This is a genomic window from Streptomyces sp. NPDC091412 (assembly GCF_044756885.1).
Lineage (GTDB): Bacteria > Actinomycetota > Actinomycetes > Streptomycetales > Streptomycetaceae > Streptomyces.
Map to the genome: position 1 here is coordinate 79681 of NZ_JBIVTV010000006.1, position 18111 is coordinate 97791.

17 protein-coding genes are annotated in these 18111 nt (G+C 72.9%); 4 read left to right on the top strand and 13 right to left on the bottom strand.

Going from position 1 to position 18111, the window contains the following annotated elements; translation table 11 throughout:
• Positions 1-116 precede the first annotated feature (116 nt).
• Positions 117-1133 carry a phosphotransferase gene (locus ACIQMV_RS17415; protein ID WP_402593619.1) on the top strand — a complete coding sequence of 339 codons (1017 nt, stop codon included), beginning with the start codon at positions 117-119 and terminating at the stop codon, positions 1131-1133.
• A gap of 89 nt (positions 1134-1222) precedes the next feature.
• On the opposite strand, the gene ACIQMV_RS17420 is transcribed toward ACIQMV_RS17415, so the two are convergent.
• Positions 1223-2833, bottom strand: a complete 1611-nt coding sequence (locus ACIQMV_RS17420) for a protein kinase (protein ID WP_402593621.1) — start codon at positions 2831-2833, stop codon at positions 1223-1225.
• Between the two features lie 341 nt (positions 2834-3174).
• Here ACIQMV_RS17420 and ACIQMV_RS17425 point away from each other — a divergent pair, with 341 nt between their 5' ends.
• Positions 3175-4809: a protein kinase gene (locus ACIQMV_RS17425; protein ID WP_402593623.1), complete on the top strand. Its 1635-nt coding sequence runs from the start codon at positions 3175-3177 to the stop codon at positions 4807-4809.
• A gap of 199 nt (positions 4810-5008) precedes the next feature.
• Here the strand turns inward: ACIQMV_RS17425 and ACIQMV_RS17430 are convergent, their stop codons facing one another.
• The 3 genes from ACIQMV_RS17430 to ACIQMV_RS17440 form a co-directional block, all read right to left on the bottom strand.
• Positions 5009-5548 (bottom strand): bacterial proteasome activator family protein, encoded by a 540-nt coding sequence (locus ACIQMV_RS17430; RefSeq protein ID WP_141359811.1) that lies wholly within the window; start codon positions 5546-5548, stop codon positions 5009-5011.
• A 66-nt stretch (positions 5549-5614) separates the two neighbouring features.
• Positions 5615-6172, bottom strand: a complete 558-nt coding sequence (locus ACIQMV_RS17435) for a PadR family transcriptional regulator (protein ID WP_402593624.1) — start codon at positions 6170-6172, stop codon at positions 5615-5617.
• 144 nt (positions 6173-6316) lie between these two features.
• Positions 6317-6775, bottom strand: coding sequence for a hypothetical protein (locus ACIQMV_RS17440; RefSeq protein WP_402593626.1), 459 nt, complete (start codon positions 6773-6775; stop codon positions 6317-6319).
• 73 nt (positions 6776-6848) lie between these two features.
• Between ACIQMV_RS17440 and ACIQMV_RS17445 the strand changes: the two genes are divergently transcribed.
• The gene (locus ACIQMV_RS17445) at positions 6849-7004 is read left to right on the top strand and encodes a hypothetical protein (protein WP_172632911.1); all 156 of its coding nucleotides are present in this window, start codon (positions 6849-6851) and stop codon (positions 7002-7004) included.
• Between the two features lie 105 nt (positions 7005-7109).
• On the opposite strand, the gene ACIQMV_RS17450 is transcribed toward ACIQMV_RS17445, so the two are convergent.
• From ACIQMV_RS17450 to pdhA, 7 genes are read right to left on the bottom strand one after another with little or no spacing between them, the layout of a single operon-like run.
• Complete coding sequence (locus tag ACIQMV_RS17450) at positions 7110-8090, bottom strand: NAD(P)H-quinone oxidoreductase (protein WP_401775893.1); 981 nt, start codon at positions 8088-8090, stop codon at positions 7110-7112.
• Positions 8091-8122: 32 nt separating this feature from the next.
• Positions 8123-9223 carry a TrkA family potassium uptake protein gene (locus ACIQMV_RS17455; RefSeq protein WP_141359814.1) on the bottom strand — a complete coding sequence of 367 codons (1101 nt, stop codon included), beginning with the start codon at positions 9221-9223 and terminating at the stop codon, positions 8123-8125.
• Positions 9220-10683, bottom strand: a complete 1464-nt coding sequence (locus ACIQMV_RS17460) for a molybdopterin molybdotransferase MoeA (protein WP_402593629.1) — start codon at positions 10681-10683, stop codon at positions 9220-9222. The genes ACIQMV_RS17455 and ACIQMV_RS17460 overlap by 4 nt, the downstream gene beginning before the upstream one ends.
• Positions 10683-11612: an NTP transferase domain-containing protein gene (locus ACIQMV_RS17465; protein WP_402593631.1), complete on the bottom strand. Its 930-nt coding sequence runs from the start codon at positions 11610-11612 to the stop codon at positions 10683-10685. The genes ACIQMV_RS17460 and ACIQMV_RS17465 overlap by 1 nt, the downstream gene beginning before the upstream one ends.
• A 55-nt stretch (positions 11613-11667) precedes the next feature.
• Complete coding sequence (locus ACIQMV_RS17470) at positions 11668-13068, bottom strand: dihydrolipoamide acetyltransferase family protein (protein ID WP_402593633.1); 1401 nt, start codon at positions 13066-13068, stop codon at positions 11668-11670.
• Positions 13068-14072: an alpha-ketoacid dehydrogenase subunit beta gene (locus ACIQMV_RS17475; protein ID WP_141359817.1), complete on the bottom strand. Its 1005-nt coding sequence runs from the start codon at positions 14070-14072 to the stop codon at positions 13068-13070. Before ACIQMV_RS17475 ends, ACIQMV_RS17470 begins: the two co-directional genes overlap by 1 nt.
• Positions 14069-15208: a pyruvate dehydrogenase (acetyl-transferring) E1 component subunit alpha gene (gene pdhA, locus ACIQMV_RS17480; protein WP_141359818.1), complete on the bottom strand. Its 1140-nt coding sequence runs from the start codon at positions 15206-15208 to the stop codon at positions 14069-14071. The genes ACIQMV_RS17475 and pdhA overlap by 4 nt, the downstream gene beginning before the upstream one ends.
• 190 nt (positions 15209-15398) lie before the next feature.
• Here pdhA and ACIQMV_RS17485 point away from each other — a divergent pair, with 190 nt between their 5' ends.
• Positions 15399-15878, top strand: a complete 480-nt coding sequence (locus tag ACIQMV_RS17485) for an Lrp/AsnC family transcriptional regulator (protein WP_402593999.1) — start codon at positions 15399-15401, stop codon at positions 15876-15878.
• A gap of 13 nt (positions 15879-15891) precedes the next feature.
• Here the strand turns inward: ACIQMV_RS17485 and ACIQMV_RS17490 are convergent, their stop codons facing one another.
• Together ACIQMV_RS17490 and ACIQMV_RS17495 are read right to left on the bottom strand one after the other, a co-directional pair.
• Positions 15892-16479 (bottom strand): TetR/AcrR family transcriptional regulator, encoded by a 588-nt coding sequence (locus ACIQMV_RS17490; protein WP_141359819.1) that lies wholly within the window; start codon positions 16477-16479, stop codon positions 15892-15894.
• A complete protein-coding gene (locus tag ACIQMV_RS17495) occupies positions 16476-17990 on the bottom strand; it encodes a 3-hydroxyacyl-CoA dehydrogenase (RefSeq protein WP_402593635.1) in 1515 nt (504 codons plus the stop codon). The genes ACIQMV_RS17490 and ACIQMV_RS17495 overlap by 4 nt, the downstream gene beginning before the upstream one ends.
• Positions 17991-18111 lie beyond the last annotated feature (121 nt).

The window sequence follows — 18111 nt, forward strand, 5'->3', positions numbered from 1 at the left end:
ACGACCTCATGTGACCGAAAGCGACCATCGACGACTGTCTGTGACAAGGCCCAGCTCACGGCCTCCGCCGGTGCCCTAGCATCTGGCGCGTGCCGCGCCCATGTGTACCACCCCCTGTGCCCCACGCGCCCCCTCTGAGCGCCTTGCTGCGCCAGTACGCAGCCGGTTCCGCCCTCACTTGCGAGCCGGTCGACCAGGGCCTGCTCAACCGCGGCTACCGGCTGTGCACGACCCGCGGCCGTTATTTCCTCAAGCACCACTTCGATCCGGACACCGCCGATCCCACCGCCATCGCGCGCCAGCACCGGGCCACCCAGCGCCTGGCCGACCTCGGCGTCCCGGTGGCACCGCCGCTCACCGGCCGCGACGGGCGCACGGTCGCCGTCGTCGGCGGCCACTCCTACGCCCTGCACCCCTGGATCGACGGCCGGCACCGGCACGGCGGGCAGCTCACCACCAAGCAGTGCGCCCGTCTGGGAGCACTGCTGGGAGCCGTGCACGCGTGCCTGGAGCAGGTGATGCCGCCCAAGTGCCGCACCCGCCCCGCCGCGAGTCCCCACCCCGTGGAGAGCGCCGATCCCGCCGACACCTTCACGCTGATCGACGACCTGCTCGGGCACGTACGCCGCCACCGGCCCCCGGACGTCTTCGACGAACTGGCCCGGCACCGGCTCCTGGAGCGGCGCGCGCTCCTGGAACGGCACGCGGACCGGCGTCCGCCGCCCGGCGGGCCCGTCGGCTGGGTGCACGGCGACTTCCACCCCTTCAACCTGCTCTACCAGGGGGACGCCCCCGCCGCGATCGTCGACTGGGACCGGCTCGGAGTGCAGCCCCGCGCGGAGGAGGCGGTGCGCGCCGCCGCGATCTTCTTCGTCCGGCCCGCCGGCACCCTGGACCTGCCGAAGGTCAGGGCGTACGCGCGCGCGTACCGGCTGGCGGCCGGCGCCACCCCCTCGGAACTCGCGGCGGCCGTGCACCGCGTGTGGTGGGAGCGCCTGAACGACTTCTGGATGCTGCGCTGGCACTACGAGCGCGGCGACACCCGCGCGGACCCGCAGTTCCCGGCCGCCTCGGCGCTCGCGGTGTGGTGGACAAGGGAGTACGGCGCGGTGTGCGGCGCGTTCGCGGAGTGACGCCGAGGGAGCCGGACGGAACACCACGCGCGCGTGAGGGCCCGTACGGCCTCACGCGCGCGTGAAGGATGCTCGGTTCGCGGCGGGACTTAGTTGCCTCCGACGGGGTTCCCCGCCGCGCCCGCGGCGGTGCCGGCGGCGTCGCCACCGCCACTGTCCCCGGAGCCGTCGCTCGGCGGGACTCCCGGGTCCTGGGAGGTCGACGGAGGCCCGGGGTCGGTCGGTTCGTTGGAGGTCTGCGGGTCGGACTGCTCGTTGGAGGGCTGCTCACCGGACGGCTCCGACGGGGTCCACGACGGCCGGTACGACGGCGTGTACTTCCAGTTGCCCCCGCCCGAGCCGTGGCCCCGGTCCGTCGACGTGTCCGACGGCTGCTCGTCCGACGTGTCGCTCGGGCTGGTGCTGGGCTGCGCGTCGTCGGTGGACTGCGTGTTCGACGGCGACTTGCTGGTGTCGACGCCGGTGCCGGTGTCACCGCCGGTGTTCTGCAGTGCCAGTGCCACGCCCGCGGCGATGGCGATCACCGCGAGGACGGCCAGGATCCACAGCTTGCCGCGGCCGCTGCCCTTGTTGCCGTGCCCCTCGAAGCCGCCGTCGTCCGGGTTGCCGTACCCGGCGGGCAGGATCGGCTGAGGGATCTGCGTGGTGCCGGAACCGAAGTCGGCCTGGTGCGGCATCACGGTCGTGCCCGCGTAGCCCGCCGCCGGGGTGTGCCGGCCGTCGTGCGCCTCGACCGGGCCGGTGTTCCAGGTGCCGGTGTGGCCGCCCTGGTCGTACAGCATCTGCAACCCGTACTGGATCAGCCCGCGCATCTCCTCGGCGGTCTGGAAACGGTCGTCGGGCTCCTTGGCCAGCGAGCGCATGACCAGGCCGTCGAGCTCCGGCGGGCAGGTGCCGCCGGCGACCTGCGACGGCGGCACCGGCATGTCCTGGACGTGCTGGTAGACCACCGACAGCGGGGTCTCGCCGGTGAACGGGGGCCGCAGCGCGAGGAGTTCGTACAGCAGGCAGCCCGTGGCGTACAGGTCGGAGCGGTAGTCGACGGCCTTGCCGAGGGCCTGCTCCGGGGAGAGGTACTGCGGAGTGCCCATGACCATGCCGGTCTGCGTCATCGTCGTGGACGCCCCGTGCAGGGCGCGGGCGATGCCGAAGTCCATCACCTTCACGGCGCCGTTGTCGGTGATGATGACGTTGGCCGGCTTGATGTCGCGGTGCACGATGCCGTGCTGGTGCGAGTAGGCCAGCGCCTCCAGCACACCGGAGACGATGATCAGCGCCTGCTCCGGGCCGGGCGCCTCGGCGTTGAGCAGCAGATCGCGGATGGTGCGGCCCTCGACCAGCTCCATCACGATGTACGGCACGGCCTGGCCGCCCGCCTGGTCCTCGCCGGAGTCGTACACGGCGACGATCGCGTGGTGGTTGAGCCCGGCCACCGACTGGGCCTCACGTGTGAACCGGGCCTTGGAGACAGGGTCCTCGGCCAGGTCTGCGCGGAGCAGCTTGACCGCCACGGTCCGCCCGAGGCGCACGTCCTCGGCCGCGAACACCTCGGCCATGCCGCCCCTGCCGAGTCTGTGCGTCAACCGGTACCGGCCGTCGCCGACCAGGCCGTTGTTGCCCCACATCTCCGGCGCGTCCGACATACCGCCGCCAGTCGCCTCGGGGTCGGACGGGCCCTGGGCGCGATGCTGCTGTGCCATCAGTCCTCGCCGTCGTTTCTGCCCGCGGTGCGCGCGGTGTTGTCACGGTCTCCGTCGGCCACGCTACAGGCTCCGCGGGGGCCGCCGGTCCAGGATCGTCGCGGCGAGCACCGCCGGGACCGGCCCGAGACGGACCGGCCATGAAACCCCCTGCGGGTGCCGTGGTGCAAATTCCGTGGACCGGCCGTACGCCTGCTGTAACGCTTCCGCGACGCTTCTTTCGCGTACGGTCACGGAACGGGCACCGAGCTTGACGTGTCAGTGCCCTCGGGCAGACTTGGCCGGGAATGACTCATTCGATCAACGAGGGCGCCTGACGGCCTAGTGGGGGACGCGGAGACATGAGCCAGGACGGCGCACACGGCCAGTACGCGGGACGGGCGCTGGCCGGCGGCCGCTACCAGCTGCGCGACCTGCTCGGCGAGGGCGGCATGGCCTCGGTGCACCTCGCCTACGACTCCGTGCTCGACCGCCAGGTCGCGATCAAGACACTCCACACCGAACTCGGCCGCGAACAGGCCTTCCGCGAGCGGTTCCGCCGCGAGGCCCAGGCAGTGGCGAAGCTCACGCACACCAACATCGTCTCGGTCTTCGACACCGGCGAGGACGATGTGGACGGCATGACGACGCCGTACATCGTCATGGAGTACATCGAGGGCCGCCCCCTCGGCTCGGTGCTGGAGGAGGACATCCGGCAGTTCGGCGCGATGCCCGCCGACAAGGCGCTGAAGATCACCGCGGACGTGCTCGCCGCGCTGGAGATCAGCCACGAAATGGGCCTGGTCCACCGCGACATCAAGCCGGGCAACGTGATGATGACCAAGCGCGGCGTGGTCAAGGTCATGGACTTCGGCATCGCCCGCGCCATGCAGTCCGGCGTGACGTCGATGACGCAGACCGGCATGGTCGTCGGCACCCCGCAGTACCTCTCGCCGGAGCAGGCGCTCGGCCGGGGCGTGGACGCGCGGTCCGACCTGTACTCGGTCGGCATCATGCTGTTCCAACTGGTCACCGGGCGGCTTCCGTTCGACGCGGACTCCCCCCTGGCCATCGCGTACGCGCATGTGCAGGAGGAGCCGGTGGCGCCCTCCTCGATCAACCGCTCGCTTCCTCCGGCGGTGGACGCGCTGGTCGCCCGCGCGCTGAAGAAGAACCCCAACGAGCGTTTCCCCAGCTCCGAGTCCATGCGCGACGAGTGCCTGCGCGTGGCGGCCTCCTTCCAGGCGGCCGCGCCCAGCATCGTCCCCGGCGCCCACACGCCGAGCGGCGCGGGCGTCGGCTCGGCCGTCTTCCCGCCCGTCGACCAGACATCCCCGGTCCCCCAGGGCCATGTGCAGACGCCGTACCAGCCGGCCCCGACGCCCAATCCCTACAGCACCGGCGCCCCCACACCCGCGAGTTACGGCTACCCGCAGCAGCCCGGCTACCAGACGCCCGTCGCGTCGCCGTACGCGCAGCAGCAGGCGCCGACCCCGCCGCCGTACGCCGTGTCGCCCCAGCACACGCCCCCGCCGGGCGGCGGCAGGAGCACCAGGCCCGTGGTCATCGGGTCGATCGCCGTCGCCGCCATCGCGGTGGTCGGCCTGCTCGTCGCGCTGACCCTGGACACCGGTGGCAGCGGAGACGAGGCCAAGGGCGGAGGCGGCGGCGCGAGCGCGTCCACCTCGGTGGTCGAGGGCCACCGCGGGCCGGACACCTCGAAGACGATCGACCCCGACGACTGCAAGGAGCCGCGGGAGGCGTACAACGACCCGGACAAGGTCAGGCTGCCGGACTTCCGGTACAAGAACCTCGGCTCGGTCAAGGAGTGCCTCCAGGCCGCGGGCTGGAAGCTGAAGCCGATCGACGTCAACGAGAACACGTACGGCCAGGACACGGTCATGAACCAGTTCCCCGCGGCCGACACGGACGTCGACCCGAAGAACATGCCGGTGATCCAGCTCTACGTCTCGACCGGCAACCCCGAGTCGTCCTGACCTTCACCGTCCCCTCCGGCTCCCGTCGAGCACGGCGAGCGGTCCCGTGAGAAGCGCGGTCCCGGTAGGAAAAGGGCCCCGGCGGTACGGTTGCCGGGGCCTTTTCCTGTCCGCGCCACGAGGACAGGTGCGGGCGGGGGCGCGGCATACGGCCCGCGGACCCGGCGCCCGCGGGCAGGACACCTGCGCGTACGGACGCCTACAGGTACGGCCCGCCCGAGCGGCCGCCCGTGCGGGGGTCGTCGCCGCCGTCGTGCCCGATACCCGGGGGCAGGGCACGACGCATCTGCTCCAGCTGGGCGCGGGCGGCCATCTGCTGGGCGAACAGAGTCGTCTGGATCCCGTGGAAGAGACCCTCCAACCAGCCCACCAACTGCGCCTGCGCGATGCGCAGTTCGGCGTCACTGGGGGTTCCCTCGTCGGTGAACGGCAGGGAGAGCCGCTCCAGCTCCTCGACGAGTTCCGGCGCCAGGCCGTCCTCCAGCTCCTTGACCGAGCTCGTGTGGATCTCCTTCAGCCGGACCCGGCTGGCCTCGTCCAGGGGAGCCGCACGCACCTCTTCGAGAAGCTGCTTGATCATGCTGCCGATCCGCATGACCTTCGCGGGCTGCTCCACCTGCTCCGTCACCGGGGTCTCACGGGAGTCGTCGTCCCCGCCGCCGCCGAGCGCCATTCCGTCCTGGCCCACGACCAGGATCTGCGGATTCTCCGGCGACCGTTCGTTCCTCGGCATCTCCATGCCGCCATTGTCGCGCACCCGTACATGCCACTTCCGTGGCGCCCCCGCGGAAAGCGGTCCACCGCGTCATTTCCCCGCGTCGTCGGCCCGGGGGAGGTCCAGCCGGAGCAGACGGGCCTCGCAGTGGTCCAGCCAGCGGGACTCCGCCTCGGCACAGCAGATCAGGCGCTCCACGACCAGCAGCCGGGCCACCTCGCCCGGCCCCCTGAGCGAGCCGGCCAGGACCTCGGCGCGCCGCCGCACGTAGTCGTGCAGCGACTCGGAGACATGCCGGCGCTGTACCTCGACGACCTCGCGCACATCGACGCCGGGCGCCGCCACCGCCAGCAGCAACTTGATCGCCAGCTCGTCGCACGGCGGATCCGTCCGCTCCACCGGCCGCGCGTACCAGGCCCGCAGCTCGGCGCGGCCCGCCTCGGCCAGTGCGTAGACCACCCGGCCGGCCCCGTCCACGCCCTCCCGGGTGACCAGGCCCTCGTGCTCCAGCCGGCCGAGCGCGGCACAGACCCGGCCGATGTGCAGCGGCCGGACCGCCCCCGTGCGCGCCTCGAACTCGGCGCGCAGCCGGGAGCCGTGGCGGGGGCCGTCCGCCAGGAGCGCCAGCAGTCCATGACGTATCGCCATAACCGGATTGTGCAGTGGGTTGGACCCGGTGGCCGATCCTGGAATGCCGGATTGATCCAGTGATGTGACTGTTGTTGCAGAAATGACCTGATCCGCTACCGGGCACCGCGAGGGGGTCCCCGACGTGACTCCATGGCTGCGCGCTCAGCTGCGCGCGACGGGACTGCTGATCGCGCTGGCAGCGGCCGTCCCGGCCAGTGGCTCCGCCCCGGCGCACGGCGCCGCGCGGGCGCCCTCGGCGCCCTCGGCCTCCGCCGCGCCGCACGACATCGCGTCCGGGGCCGCCACGGACGCCTCCGGCGCCGTTGCGTCCGGCACCCCTGCCCCGGGCACCGCCGCCCCCGGGAAGGCCGCCGGCTCCCGCTCCTCACCGGTCCACGGGCCCCCGCCCTCGACGCCGTCGTCCCCAGCCTCGCACCCGGCCTCGTCACCCTCCTCCCTTTCCTCCTCGCCTTCCTCCTCGTCCTCCTCGCCTTCCTCCTCGCCGTCCCCGTCCTTGTCGTCCTCCGACCCGTCGCGGGCCGGGAACGACCCCGGTGGGGGGCGGCATCGGCCGGTACGGCCGCACTGGTGGGAGAGGGAGCGGGACCACGACGACGGCAACGAGGATTCCGAGAGCGCGAGCGCGACGCCGGAGGCGACGAGCGCCTCGCCCTCGGGTCAGGAGGCCGCTCCCGTGCCGTCCGGGCCGCAGGACAGTCCCGGCGCCCTGCCCGTCGCGCAGACCGAGAACGGACCCGTGCTGCGGACCCTGTCCCTGGGCGGCGGGCTCGTCCTGATCGGCCTCGGCCTCGGCCTGGCGTTCATCGCCCTGCGGTTGCGCCGGAGCTAGTGCTGTGACCGGAAAGGTTCACCGGCTCGCGACGCCCGGCACGGCACTAGTGCCTGTCGGGGCACTGGATCCGGCGCAACCGGTACGGCGGCGGAGGTGCGGGGATCAGGACGTCACCAGGAGCACCTTGCCGATGTGGCCGCTCTCCTCCAGGATCCGGTGGGCGGCCGCGGCGTCGCTCATCGGGAGCTCCTGGTCGACCACCGGCCGGACGTGCCCGTCGGCGAACAGCGGCCAGACGTGTTCGCGCACGGCGGCGACGATGGCCGCCTTCTCGCCGAGCGGGCGGGCGCGCAGCGAGGTCGCGCTGATCGCGGCCCGCTTGCCGAGCAGGGTGCCGATGTTCAGCTCGCCCTTGACCCCGCCCTGCATACCGATGATCGCGAGCCGGCCGTTGACGGCGAGGGCCTGGACGTTGCGGTCCAGGTACGTGGCGCCCATGTTGTCGAGGATCACGTCGGCGCCGTTCCCGTCCGTGGCCCGTCGGATCTCCTCGACGAAGTCCTGCTCGCGGTAGTTGATCAGGATCTCGGCGCCCAGTTCGGCGCAGCGCTCGAGCTTCTCCTTGGTGCCCGCGGTCACGGCGACCTTCGCGCCCACGGCCCGGGCGAGCTGGATCGCCATCGTGCCGATGCCGCTGGAGCCGCCGTGCACGAGCAGCGTCTCGCCGGGGCGCAGCTGGGCGACCATGAAGACGTTGGACCAGACGGTGCAGGTCACCTCCGGCAGCGCCGCGGCCTGCCTCAGGCCGACGCCGTCGGGCACGGGCAGCAGCTGACCGGCCGGAACGGCGACCTTCTCGGCGTAACCACCGCCCGCGAGCAGCGCGCACACCTCGTCGCCGACGGACCAGCCGGACACCCCGGGACCGAGCGCCGCGATCCGCCCGGAGCACTCCAGACCGGGGTACGGGGAAGCACCGGGCGGCGGGTTGTAGAAGCCCTGCCGTTGCAGGATGTCGGCCCGGTTGACGGCGCTCGCCGCCACCTCGACCAGCACCTCCCCCTCGCCGGGCACGGGATCCGGTACCTCGTCCCACACCAACGCCTCGGGCCCACCGGGTTCGGGAATCGTGATCGCATGCATGGGCCCGACGCTACTGCTTCGCGGTGCCGTCGTCAGTCCTGGGGAAGCGGCCGTGTGTCAGGGGTGACCTTCGTTCCCGGTGTGGCCCGGACGATGGTGATCAGACGGTCGGTCAGCTCCAGTTCCCGTACGGACGGGTCGTCGTAGCCCAGCACCCGGTGTCCGCGCAGCACACTCACCACCAGGTCGTCCATGTCCCGTGGGTCCTGGCCCACCTCGGCCTTTATGACGGGCCGTTCGATGATGTCCAGGCCGCTGCCCTGCTGGATGAGGTCCTCCAGGACCATGCTCGCGGCCGGACTGAGCACGGACAGCCCGAGCAGCCGCCCCGCCGCGCTCGCGCTGGTGACGACGGCATCGGCCCCGGACTGCTTGAGCAGCGGCGCGTTCTCCTCCTCCCGCACCGCCGCGACGATCTTCGCCGCCCGGTTGATCTGCCGGGCCGTCAGCGTGACCAGCACGGCGGTGTCGTCCCGTTGGGTGGCGATGATGATCTGCCGTGCCCGCTGCACCTCGGCCCGCATGAGCACCTCGCTGCGGGTGGCGTCTCCGACCACGCCCGCGTAGCCCTCCGCCGTGGCCGCGTCGACCACCTTGGCGCTGGGGTCGACCACGACGACCTGCTGCTTCTTCAGCCCTGCCGCACAGACGGTCTGGAGCGCGGACCTCCCCTTCGTGCCGAATCCGACCACGACGGTGTGATCGCGCAAAGTGGACCTCCAGCGATTCAGACGCCATTCCTCACGGGTTCGCTCGGTGAGGACTTCGAGTGTGGTGCCGACCAGGATGATCAGGAAGATCACACGCAGCGGGGTGATGACGAAGATGTTGGTGAGACGCGCGCTGTCGCTGACGGGGGTGACGTCGCCGTATCCGGTGGTGGAGAGGGTCACCGTCGCGTAGTACGCCGCGGCGATGAGGTCCATCGGGGCTTCTTTGGCACTGTCCTGGTATCCCTCACGGTCGGCGTAGACGATCACGACCGTCACGAGCAGCACCAGCACCGCCAGAAACAGCCGTTTGCCGACCTGACGTATCGGGCGCTCCACGACTTTTCGAGGGAGCTTCACCCGATGGGTCACGAGATGCTCGTCCGCCTGGCGGGCGATCGCGTCATGGCCCGGAAGTTTCACGTGAAACACACCCCGATTCCGGCAGCGGCCCAGGGCAGGTCGAGGAGTTCGGCCTCCCGACCCGGCCGGGCACCACCCGGTGGTACGACGGCGAGGGCATCGGCCGCCGCGACGCCGCGCAGCATGGCGGGGCCGTTGTAGTGCAGCGGAACGGCGCGGTCACCGCGCAGCACCACGGGCACGAGCCGGGTGTCGTCCGGGTGCCCGTGCACCGCGTCCGTCAGCGGCAGCGTGTACGGCTCCGGGGCCGGGCGCGCGGCCAGCGTGCGCAGCAGCGGCTCGGCGAGCGTCAGCAGACCCGAAACGGCCGCGAGCGGATTGCCGGGCAGGCCGACGAGGTGCTGGTTCTCCTTGGTACGGGCCAGGAGCATGGGGTGGCCGGGGCGCACCTGGACGCCGTCCACCAGCAGTTCGGCGCCGATGCGGCGCAGGGTGGGGTGGACGTGGTCGACCGGTCCGGCGGCGGTTCCCCCGGTGGTGACGATCACGTCGGCCTGCGACCCGGTGACCGCCTTGTGCAGGGCCTTGGCGTCGTCGCCGATCCGGCGCACACGGGTGACCTCGGCGCCCAGCGCGCGCAGCCAGGGCGGCAGCATCGGGCCGAGCGCGTCCCGGATCCGTCCGTCGTGCGGCAGGCCCTCGATGAGCAGTTCGTCACCGAGCACGAGGACGTCGACGCGGGGGCGGGGGACCGTGGTGAGGGTGTCGTACCCGGCGGCCGCGGCCAGACCGAGCACCACCGGGGTCACCAGGGTGCCGACAGGCAGCAGCTGGTCGCCACTGCGGCACTCCTGCCCGCGCGGGCGGATGTCCTTGCCGTGCCCGGACTCCTCGGTGGCGTACAGCCGGTCCTTGGCATCGGTGCGGCCGTGTTCGCTGCGCAGCACGGCCGTGGTGTCCTGCGGGACGCGGGCGCCGGTCGCGACGCGTACCGCCTCGCCGTCGGTCAGCGGTTCGGGCTCGTCGTGCCCGGCCAGGACGCCCTCGTCGCGTACGTCCCAGGGGCCGGGGCCGGCGACCGCCCAGCCGTCCATGGCGGAGGTGTCGAAGGAGGGCAGGTCGCACAGGGCGGTCAGGGGTGCGGCCAGGACCAGTCCCAGGGCGGCCTCGAGGGGTACCGGGACGGGGGCCCGGCGGGCACCGGCACGGGCCGCGCGGGCGGCGGTCTCGCGGGCCTGCGGCCAGGCGATGGCCTGGTGGCGGGCCTCCTGGGAGTGCGCGGGGTGCGGGGTCCCGTGACCTGCACCGGCGCTCCCGTGGTCCTCGAAGGAGGCGGAGCCGGATACGGGGGTGCCGCCGCGTCCCGCCCGGCCCCGGCCGGGCTCGGGGGCACGCCGGCTGCTGCCTTCGTTCACCAGGGCGAGCGCCTCCTCCACGTCGAAGTCCTCGGCGTCCTCGGCGTTCTTGGCGTTCTTGGCGTCCTCGGCGTTCTCGCCGACCCGCGTGCCACGGCCGGACATCAGACGTCCGGGCGGGTGTCGGGCGTGGCGTCGGGCGCCACGTCGGGCGTGCCGGTGCCGCCGGTGGTCTCGTCCGCCCAGCGCTGGGCGAGGGCCGCGGCCTTGCGGGCGGCCTCGGCGACGGCTTCGGGACCGCCCTTGGCCTGCGCGGCCGCATAGCCGACGAGGAAGGTGGTCAGGGGTGCCGCGGGCCGGGCCACGCCGTGGGCGGCGTCGCGGGCGAGGTCGAGCAGCGCGCGGGTGTCGACGTCCAGATCGATGCCCAACTCGTCCTTGACTGCGGAAATCCATTCATCCAACACGTGCCCATGCTCCCTGATACGTGCTCTGGCGATGACGATGTCGTCCCAGGTGTCGCAGTCGAAGGACGCGACGTCGTCGGGGACGCGGGTGAGATCGAGCGCGGCGGTGAGCCGGCGCAGCGGCAGCCCGGTGAGGGCGCCGTCCCGGGCGGAGCCGTCCTCGGAAGCGGCGCGGGCGAGCGCGGCCAGCGCGCGGCGCAGCGCCTGCGCGCGATAGGCGGCCACGAGCGGCTGGTCGCGCCCGTCGGCGTCGGTGAGCAGCACGCCGTCGGCCCGGCCGGCCCTCAGGGCGGTCAACAGCCGCCGTACCGTGTCGCGTTCGAGGAACGGCAGGTCGGCGGAGAGTACGACGACATGGTCCGCCGTGGTGTGGCGCAGTCCGGCGTCGAGCGCGGCGAGCGGGCCGGCGCCGGCCGGTTCCTCGCGTGCCCAGCGCACGGGCCGCGCGGTGGGGCGGGGGTCGGCGACCACCACCGTCGTGTCCGCGTCGGCGCAGGCGGCGAGCACGCGGTCGAGCAGCGCGCGGCCGCCGACGCGCAGGCCGGGCTTGTCCGCGCCGCCGAGCCGCCGGGCGGCTCCTCCGGCGAGCACGACGGCGTCGTGGGCGAGGGGCTCGTAGGAGGTCACCCCCCGAGTATGCGTCCCGCCCGCGATCAAGGGGAACGCGGGCGGGACACTGCCGTCACAGCGTGCGCAGCAGCACCGCCGGCTGTTCCACGCAGTCGGCCACATACCGCAGGAAACCGCCTGCCGTGCCGCCGTCGCACACCCGGTGGTCGAAGGTGAGCGAGAGCTGGACGACCTGCCGCACCGCCAGCTCGCCCTCGTGCACCCACGGCTTGGGGACGATGCGGCCGACGCCGAGCATGGCGGCCTCGGGGTGGTTGATGATCGGTGTGGATCCGTCGACGCCGAACACTCCGTAGTTGTTCAACGTGAAGGTGCCGCCGGTGAGTTCGGCCGGAGTGAGGGTGCCGGCGCGGGCCGCCTCGGTCAGCCGGGCGAACTCGGCGGTCAGGGACTCCGCGTCGCGCGTGTGCGCGTCCCGTACGACCGGGACGACGAGCCCGCGTTCGGTCTGTGCGGCGAAGCCGAGGTGGACGGCGTCCAGCCGGACGATCTCCCTGGCCTCCATGTCGACCCGCGAGTTGAGCTCGGGATGGCGGGCGAGCGCGGCCGTGCAGATCCGGGCCAGCAGCGCGAGCAGGGAGATCTTCTGTCCCCCGGCCGCGTTCATGGCGGCCCGGGCGCGCATCAGCTCCGTGGCGTCGGCGTCCACCCAGCAGGTCGCGTCCGGAATCTCCCGGCGGCTGCGGGACAGCTTGTCGGCGACGGCTCCGCGCACCCCCTTGAGCGGAACGCGGGAGCCGGAGGACTGCGCCGGCCCGGGCGCGGTCGCGGGAGCCGCCGGTGCGCCGGCACCGCGGCCCCGTGCCGCATCGGCCCTGAGCACGTCCTCGACGTCCGCGCGCAGGATCAGCCCCTCGGGCCCGGAGCCCGACAGCTGCCGCAGGTCCACGCCGTTCTCCCGCGCGAGGCGGCGCACGAGCGGCGAGATGACGGGGACGGGACCGTCGACGGACCGCTCGGCCACCGCGGTCGCGTGGGCCGCCGACGGAACGCCCGCCGTACGCGCGGACCCGTTGGCGGCCGGTGCCGCGGCCGCGACGGGCGCCGCCGCTTCCACGCCACCACTCGTGTCGCGCGAGCCCGACGCCATCGGTGTCGGGCGCACCCTGCGGCGGCGCGCCGGAGGCGCCCCCGTGCCGTAGCCGACCAGGACGTTGCCGGAGCCCTCGGTGTCGTCGGCCGCGGCACCCGCGGCACCGGCGTCCTGCTCCCCGACCGCCACCGTCAGCAGCGGCGCTCCCACGGGCAGTTCCGTGCCCTCCTCGCCGAAGCGGGCGGTGACCACGCCGGCGTAGGGGCAGGGCACCTCGACCATCGCCTTGGCCGTCTCGACCTCGACGACCGGCTGGTCGATGGCGACCACGTCACCCACCTCGACCAGCCAGCGGACGACCTCCGCCTCGGTGAGCCCCTCCCCGAGGTCGGGGAGCCTGAACTCCAGCACCTGTGCCATCAGCTCCCCGCCTCCCACTGCAGACGCGCCACGGCGTCCAGGATCCGGTCGACGCCGGGCAGGTGGTGCCGCTCCAGCATCGGCGGCGGGTAGGGGAGGTCGAACCCGGCCACGCGCAGCACCGGTGCCTCCAGGTGGTGGAAGCAGCGCTCCGTGACACGGGCGGCGATCTCCCCGCCCGGGCCGCCGAACCCGCCCGACTCGTGCACGACGACCGCGCGTCCGGTGCGCCGCACCGACGCGCACACCGTCTCGTCGTCGAACGGCACCAGCGAGCGCAGGTCGACGACCTCCAGCTCCCAGCCCTCGGCCCGCGCCGCCTCGGCGGCTTCGAGGCAGACGGGCACGGACGGGCCGTACGTGATCAGCGTGGCGCTCCTGCCGGTGCGCCGCACCACCGCGCGGCCCACCGGCTCGACGGTCTGCGGGTCGTCCGGGTTCCAGGTGTCCTTCGACCAGTACAGCCGCTTGGGCTCCAGGAAGACGACCGGGTCGTCGGAGTCGATGGCGGCCCGCAGCAGCCCGTAGGCGTCGGCGACGGTCGCGGGCGTGACGACATGGAGCCCCGGAGTCGCCATGTAGTACGCCTCGGAGGAGTCGCTGTGGTGCTCCACACCGCCGATGCCGCCGCCGTAGGGGATGCGGATGGTGATCGGCAGGGGCATTTTGCCGCGGGTGCGGTTGCGCATCTTCGCGACGTGGCTGGCCAGTTGCTCGAACGCCGGGTAGGCGAAGGCGTCGAACTGCATCTCGACCACCGGGCGCAGCCCGTACATGGCCATGCCGACGGCGGTGCCGAGGATGCCGGCCTCGGCCAGCGGGGTGTCCGTGCAGCGGTCCTCGCCGAACTCCTTGGCGAGGCCGTCGGTGATGCGGAAGACGCCGCCGAGGGGGCCGACGTCCTCGCCCATGACGTGCACGGTGGGGTCGGCGGCCATCGCGTCGCGCAGCGCGCGTGTGAGGGCCTGGGCCATGGTGGCCGGCTTGAGTGCGACGGTGGTCATCGGGCCGTACCCTCCTCCGACTCGGCCTGGAGCTCGGCGACCAGTTGGGCGCGCTGTTCGCGCAGCTGCGGGGTCGGCTCCGCGTACACGTGGGCGAACAGATCCATGGGGTCGAGCGGAGCGTCCTGGTTCATGCGCTCGCGCAGCCGGGCGGCCATCGCCTCGGCGTCCTCGCGGGCGGCGCGGACGCCGTCCTCGTCGAGCAGGCCGCGCCCGGTCAGCTCCCGCTCCAGCAACTGGATCGGGTCGTGCTCGCGCCAGGCCTCGACCTCGGCGTCGCCGCGGTAGCGGGTGGCGTCGTCGGCGTTGGTGTGGGCGTCGATGCGGTAGGTCACCGCCTCGATCAGGGTGGGCCCGCCTCCCGCGCGCGCCTGTCGCACGGCGTCGGCGAGCACCTCGTGCACGGCGGCGGCGTCGTTGCCGTCGACCAGGCGGCCCGGCATGCCGTACCCGACGGCCTTGTGGGCCAGGGACGGTGCCGCGGTCTGCTTGGCGAGCGGGACGGAGATCGCGAAGCCGTTGTTCTGCACGAGGAAGACGACGGGTGCCTGCCAGACGGCGGCGAAGTTCAGCGCCTCGTGGAAGTCGCCCTCGCTGGTGCCGCCGTCGCCGATCATCGCCAGCGCGACCACGTCGTCGCCCTTGAGGCGGGCTGCGTGGGCGAGGCCGACGGCGTGCGGCAGCTGGGTGGCCAGCGGCGTCGACAGCGGTGCGACACGGTGCTCGTAGGGGTCGTAGCCGGTGTGCCAGTCGCCGCGCAGCAGCGTCAGGGCCTCGACGGGGTCGACGCCGCGGGCCACGACGGCGAGCGTGTCGCGGTAGCTGGGGAAGAGCCAGTCGCGCTCCTCCAGGGCGAGCGCCGCGGCGACCTCGCAGGCCTCCTGGCCGGTGCTGGAGGGGTAGACCGCCAGGCGGCCCTGCTTGGTCAGGGCGGTGGCCTGCGTGTTGTAACGGCGGCCCAGGACCAGCTGCGCGTACAGACGGCGCAGCAGCTCCGGATCGGCCTTCGCGGCCGCCTCCGTCCCCAGGACGCGGTAGGGCTCCGCGTCGGGCAGCAGCGGCGCGGGGTCGGTACGGGGCTGCCAGGCGGGCGGCGGCGATGGCCGGTACGCGCCCCGCTGCTCCATGACCGTCATGACGGCACCTCCTCGTGGGAGCGGCTACGAGGGGCGCGTCGGCTGTGACGCGCCCCACCTACCGATTGTTCGGTCGTCGGCACATTTTGGCTACAGGCGGGCCCAGGCTGTGGACAAACGGTTCTCCACAACCTGAGATGGACGCACTACGTCCACGAGGGAAAGGCGGGGGGACATGGCACCTGAACAAATGGCCGAGGAGCCGGCCGGCGCCGTGCCGCCACCGCGTCCGCTGGACGCCATCGACCAGGACATCCTGCGCATGCTCCAGACGGACGGGCGCGCGTCGATACGGTCGGTCGCCGAACAGGTCCACGTCTCGCGTGCCAACGCCTACGCCCGGATCAACCGGCTCATCGAGGACGGCGTCATCCGCGGCTTCGGCGCCCGCGTCGACCACGAACGGGCGGGGCACGGCACATCCGCGTACATCACGCTGAAGATCGTGCAGAACACCTGGCGCACGGTGCGCGAGCAGCTCAGACAGCTGCCCGGCGCCCACCACATCGCGCTGGTCGGCGGCGACTTCGACGTCCTGCTGCTGGTGCACACCCCGGACAACCGGGCGCTGCGTGAGCTGGTCCTCACCCGGCTCCAGGCCATCCCCGAGGTGCTCAGCACGCGCACGCTGCTGGTGTTCGAGGAGGAGGACCTGGAGCCGCAGGGGTGAGGCGGTGCGGGGGTCAGTCCTTGCGCAGCCCCGAGAAGACCAGCCGCGTCACCGCGTCGGCCACCTCGCGTTCCCCCATGCCGCGCCCGTCGGGCCGGTACCACTCCACGATCGAGTTGATCATCCCGAAGACGAGCCGGGTCGCCAGCCGCACCTCCACGTCGGCGCGCACGTCCCCCTCCTCGGCCGACGCCCTCAGCAGATCGGCCACCCGGTGGTCGAAGTCGCGGCGCCGCTCCAGCGCCCAGCGCTCGGTCTCGGTGTTGCCGCGCACGCGCAGCAGCAGCGTCACATAGGGCAGTTCGGTGATGAGCACCTCGACCATGCGCCGCACCACGTGCTCCAGGCGCTCGACGGCGCGCCCCGTGCGCGCGTGCTCCTCGTCGAGGATCCCGAACAGCTCGTCCAGCGCCCGGCTGACCGCCCGGCGCAGCAGCTCCTCCTTGCCGGCGACGTGGTGGTAGATCGACGACTTGGAGATGCCGGCCGCCCGGGACAGGTGCTCCATGGAGGTGCCGTCGTAGCCGCGTTCGATGAAGACCTGAACGGCCACGGACAGCAGCGTCTCCGGGGTGTACGTGTCGCGCCTGGCGGTGGTCATGAGGTGCCCTCCCGCTTGTCGGTGGCGTAGGCGTGGCGGTGGAGCGCGAGCGACGGCGCGTAGCGGCCGGACGGATCGCATTCGTGCAGGTTGTCCAGCAGGGACCAGGCCCAGGTGCCGCCGAGCCTGCGGCTCCACTCGAAGGGCCCGAGCGGGTAGTTGACGCCCAGGCGCATCGCGGTGTCGATGTCCTCCTCGGTGGCCACCCCCTTGGCGACGGCGTCGTGCGCCAGGTCGACGATCCGGGCGACCGTGCGGGCGACGATCATGCCGGGGACGTCCCCGATGACGCTGACCTTCTTGCCGAGCGCCTGGAACAGGCCGGTGGCCTCGGCGACGGTCCGCGGCGAGGTGTCCTGGGAGGCGGACAGGGCGATCCGCGTGGCCGCGCGGTAGTCGAGGGCGAGGTCGAAGCAGACCGCGTCCCGGAACTCCACCGAGGTCTGCCCGTCGGCGAGGACCAGCCGGCCACCGCCCGGCAGCACCAGGCGGGTGCCGTGGTCCTCGTTCTCCTCGCGCACCTGGATGCCCGCCTCCCTGATCAGGGCGAGCAGGTCCGAGGCGGGCCCGAGGCCGCCCTCGGCGACCACGTACGCGGGCGGCGCCTCCTGTTCCGCGGTGTGCGGCTCGGGGCGCTCGGCGCCCTCGCGGTAGTCGTACCAGCCCCGGCCGCTCTTCCTGCCGTGCCGGCCGGACTCGACCAGACGGCGCTGGGCCAGCGAGGGGGTGAACCGCACGTCCTGGAAGAACGACCGCCACACCGAGTGGGTGACCGACTCGTTGACGTCCTGCCCGATGAGGTCGGTCAGTTCGAAGGCGCCCATCCGGAAGCCGCCCGACTCGCGCAGGACCGCGTCGATGGTGGCGGGGTCGGCGCCCTGGGACTCGTACACCGCGAAGGCCTCGGCGTAGAAGGGCCGGGCGATGCGGTTGACGATGAAGCCGGGGGTGTCCGCGCAGGCCACGGGGGTCTTGCCCCAGGCGCGGGCCGTCTCGTACGCGCGCGTGGCCGACGTGACGTCGGTGGCGAACCCGGAGACCACCTCGACCAGCGGCATCAGCGGGGCCGGGTTGAAGAAGTGCAGGCCCACGAGGCGGCCCGGGACGCGGAGCGCGCCGCCGACGGCCGTCACCGACAGGGAGGAGGTGTTGGTGGCGAGCAGGCAGTCGTCGCCGACGACGCCCTCCAGCTCCTTCAGCAGTTCCTGCTTGACGTCGAGCCGCTCCAGGACGGCCTCGACGACCAGCGCGCAGTCGGCGAGTTCGGTCAGGCCGTCGGCGGCCAGGAGCCGGGCGCGGGCCGCGTCCCGCTCGGCGCCGGTCAGCCGGTCCTTCTCGACGAGCCGGTCGAGCCGGGCGCCGATCGCGGCGGCCGCCTCCCGGGCCCGCCCGGGCACGGCGTCGTACAGGCGTACGGTGTGGCCCGCGACCAGCGCGACCTGGGCTATGCCCTGGCCCATGGTGCCGGTGCCGACGACGGCCACCGGACTGCTGAGGTCGAGTGCTGTCATGTGCGCGATCCTCCCGCACGGCGCTGTCCACGGATGCGGCGGACCCCTTGTACCGACCGATCGTTCGGTTACTCTAACTCTGACCGCCTGTTCCTGCCCATGGCCGTGACCATGGAGATGC

Excerpts from the sequence above, each read along its gene's own strand:
- ACIQMV_RS17420 (WP_402593621.1), bottom strand. The coding sequence starts at position 2,833 with ATGGCACAGCAGCATCGCGCCCAGGGCCCGTCCGACCCCGAGGCGACT.
- ACIQMV_RS17425 (WP_402593623.1), top strand. The coding sequence starts at position 3,175 with ATGAGCCAGGACGGCGCACACGGCCAGTACGCGGGACGGGCGCTGGCC.
- ACIQMV_RS17430 (WP_141359811.1), bottom strand. The coding sequence starts at position 5,548 with ATGGAGATGCCGAGGAACGAACGGTCGCCGGAGAATCCGCAGATCCTG.
- ACIQMV_RS17435 (WP_402593624.1), bottom strand. The coding sequence starts at position 6,172 with ATGGCGATACGTCATGGACTGCTGGCGCTCCTGGCGGACGGCCCCCGC.
- ACIQMV_RS17450 (WP_401775893.1), bottom strand. The coding sequence starts at position 8,090 with ATGCATGCGATCACGATTCCCGAACCCGGTGGGCCCGAGGCGTTGGTG.
- ACIQMV_RS17460 (WP_402593629.1), bottom strand. The coding sequence starts at position 10,683 with ATGTCCGGCCGTGGCACGCGGGTCGGCGAGAACGCCGAGGACGCCAAG.
- ACIQMV_RS17470 (WP_402593633.1), bottom strand. The coding sequence starts at position 13,068 with ATGGCACAGGTGCTGGAGTTCAGGCTCCCCGACCTCGGGGAGGGGCTC.
- ACIQMV_RS17475 (WP_141359817.1), bottom strand. The coding sequence starts at position 14,072 with ATGACCACCGTCGCACTCAAGCCGGCCACCATGGCCCAGGCCCTCACA.
- pdhA (WP_141359818.1), bottom strand. The coding sequence starts at position 15,208 with ATGACGGTCATGGAGCAGCGGGGCGCGTACCGGCCATCGCCGCCGCCC.
- ACIQMV_RS17485 (WP_402593999.1), top strand. The coding sequence starts at position 15,399 with ATGGCCGAGGAGCCGGCCGGCGCCGTGCCGCCACCGCGTCCGCTGGAC.
- ACIQMV_RS17490 (WP_141359819.1), bottom strand. The coding sequence starts at position 16,479 with ATGACCACCGCCAGGCGCGACACGTACACCCCGGAGACGCTGCTGTCC.
- ACIQMV_RS17495 (WP_402593635.1), bottom strand. The coding sequence starts at position 17,990 with ATGACAGCACTCGACCTCAGCAGTCCGGTGGCCGTCGTCGGCACCGGC.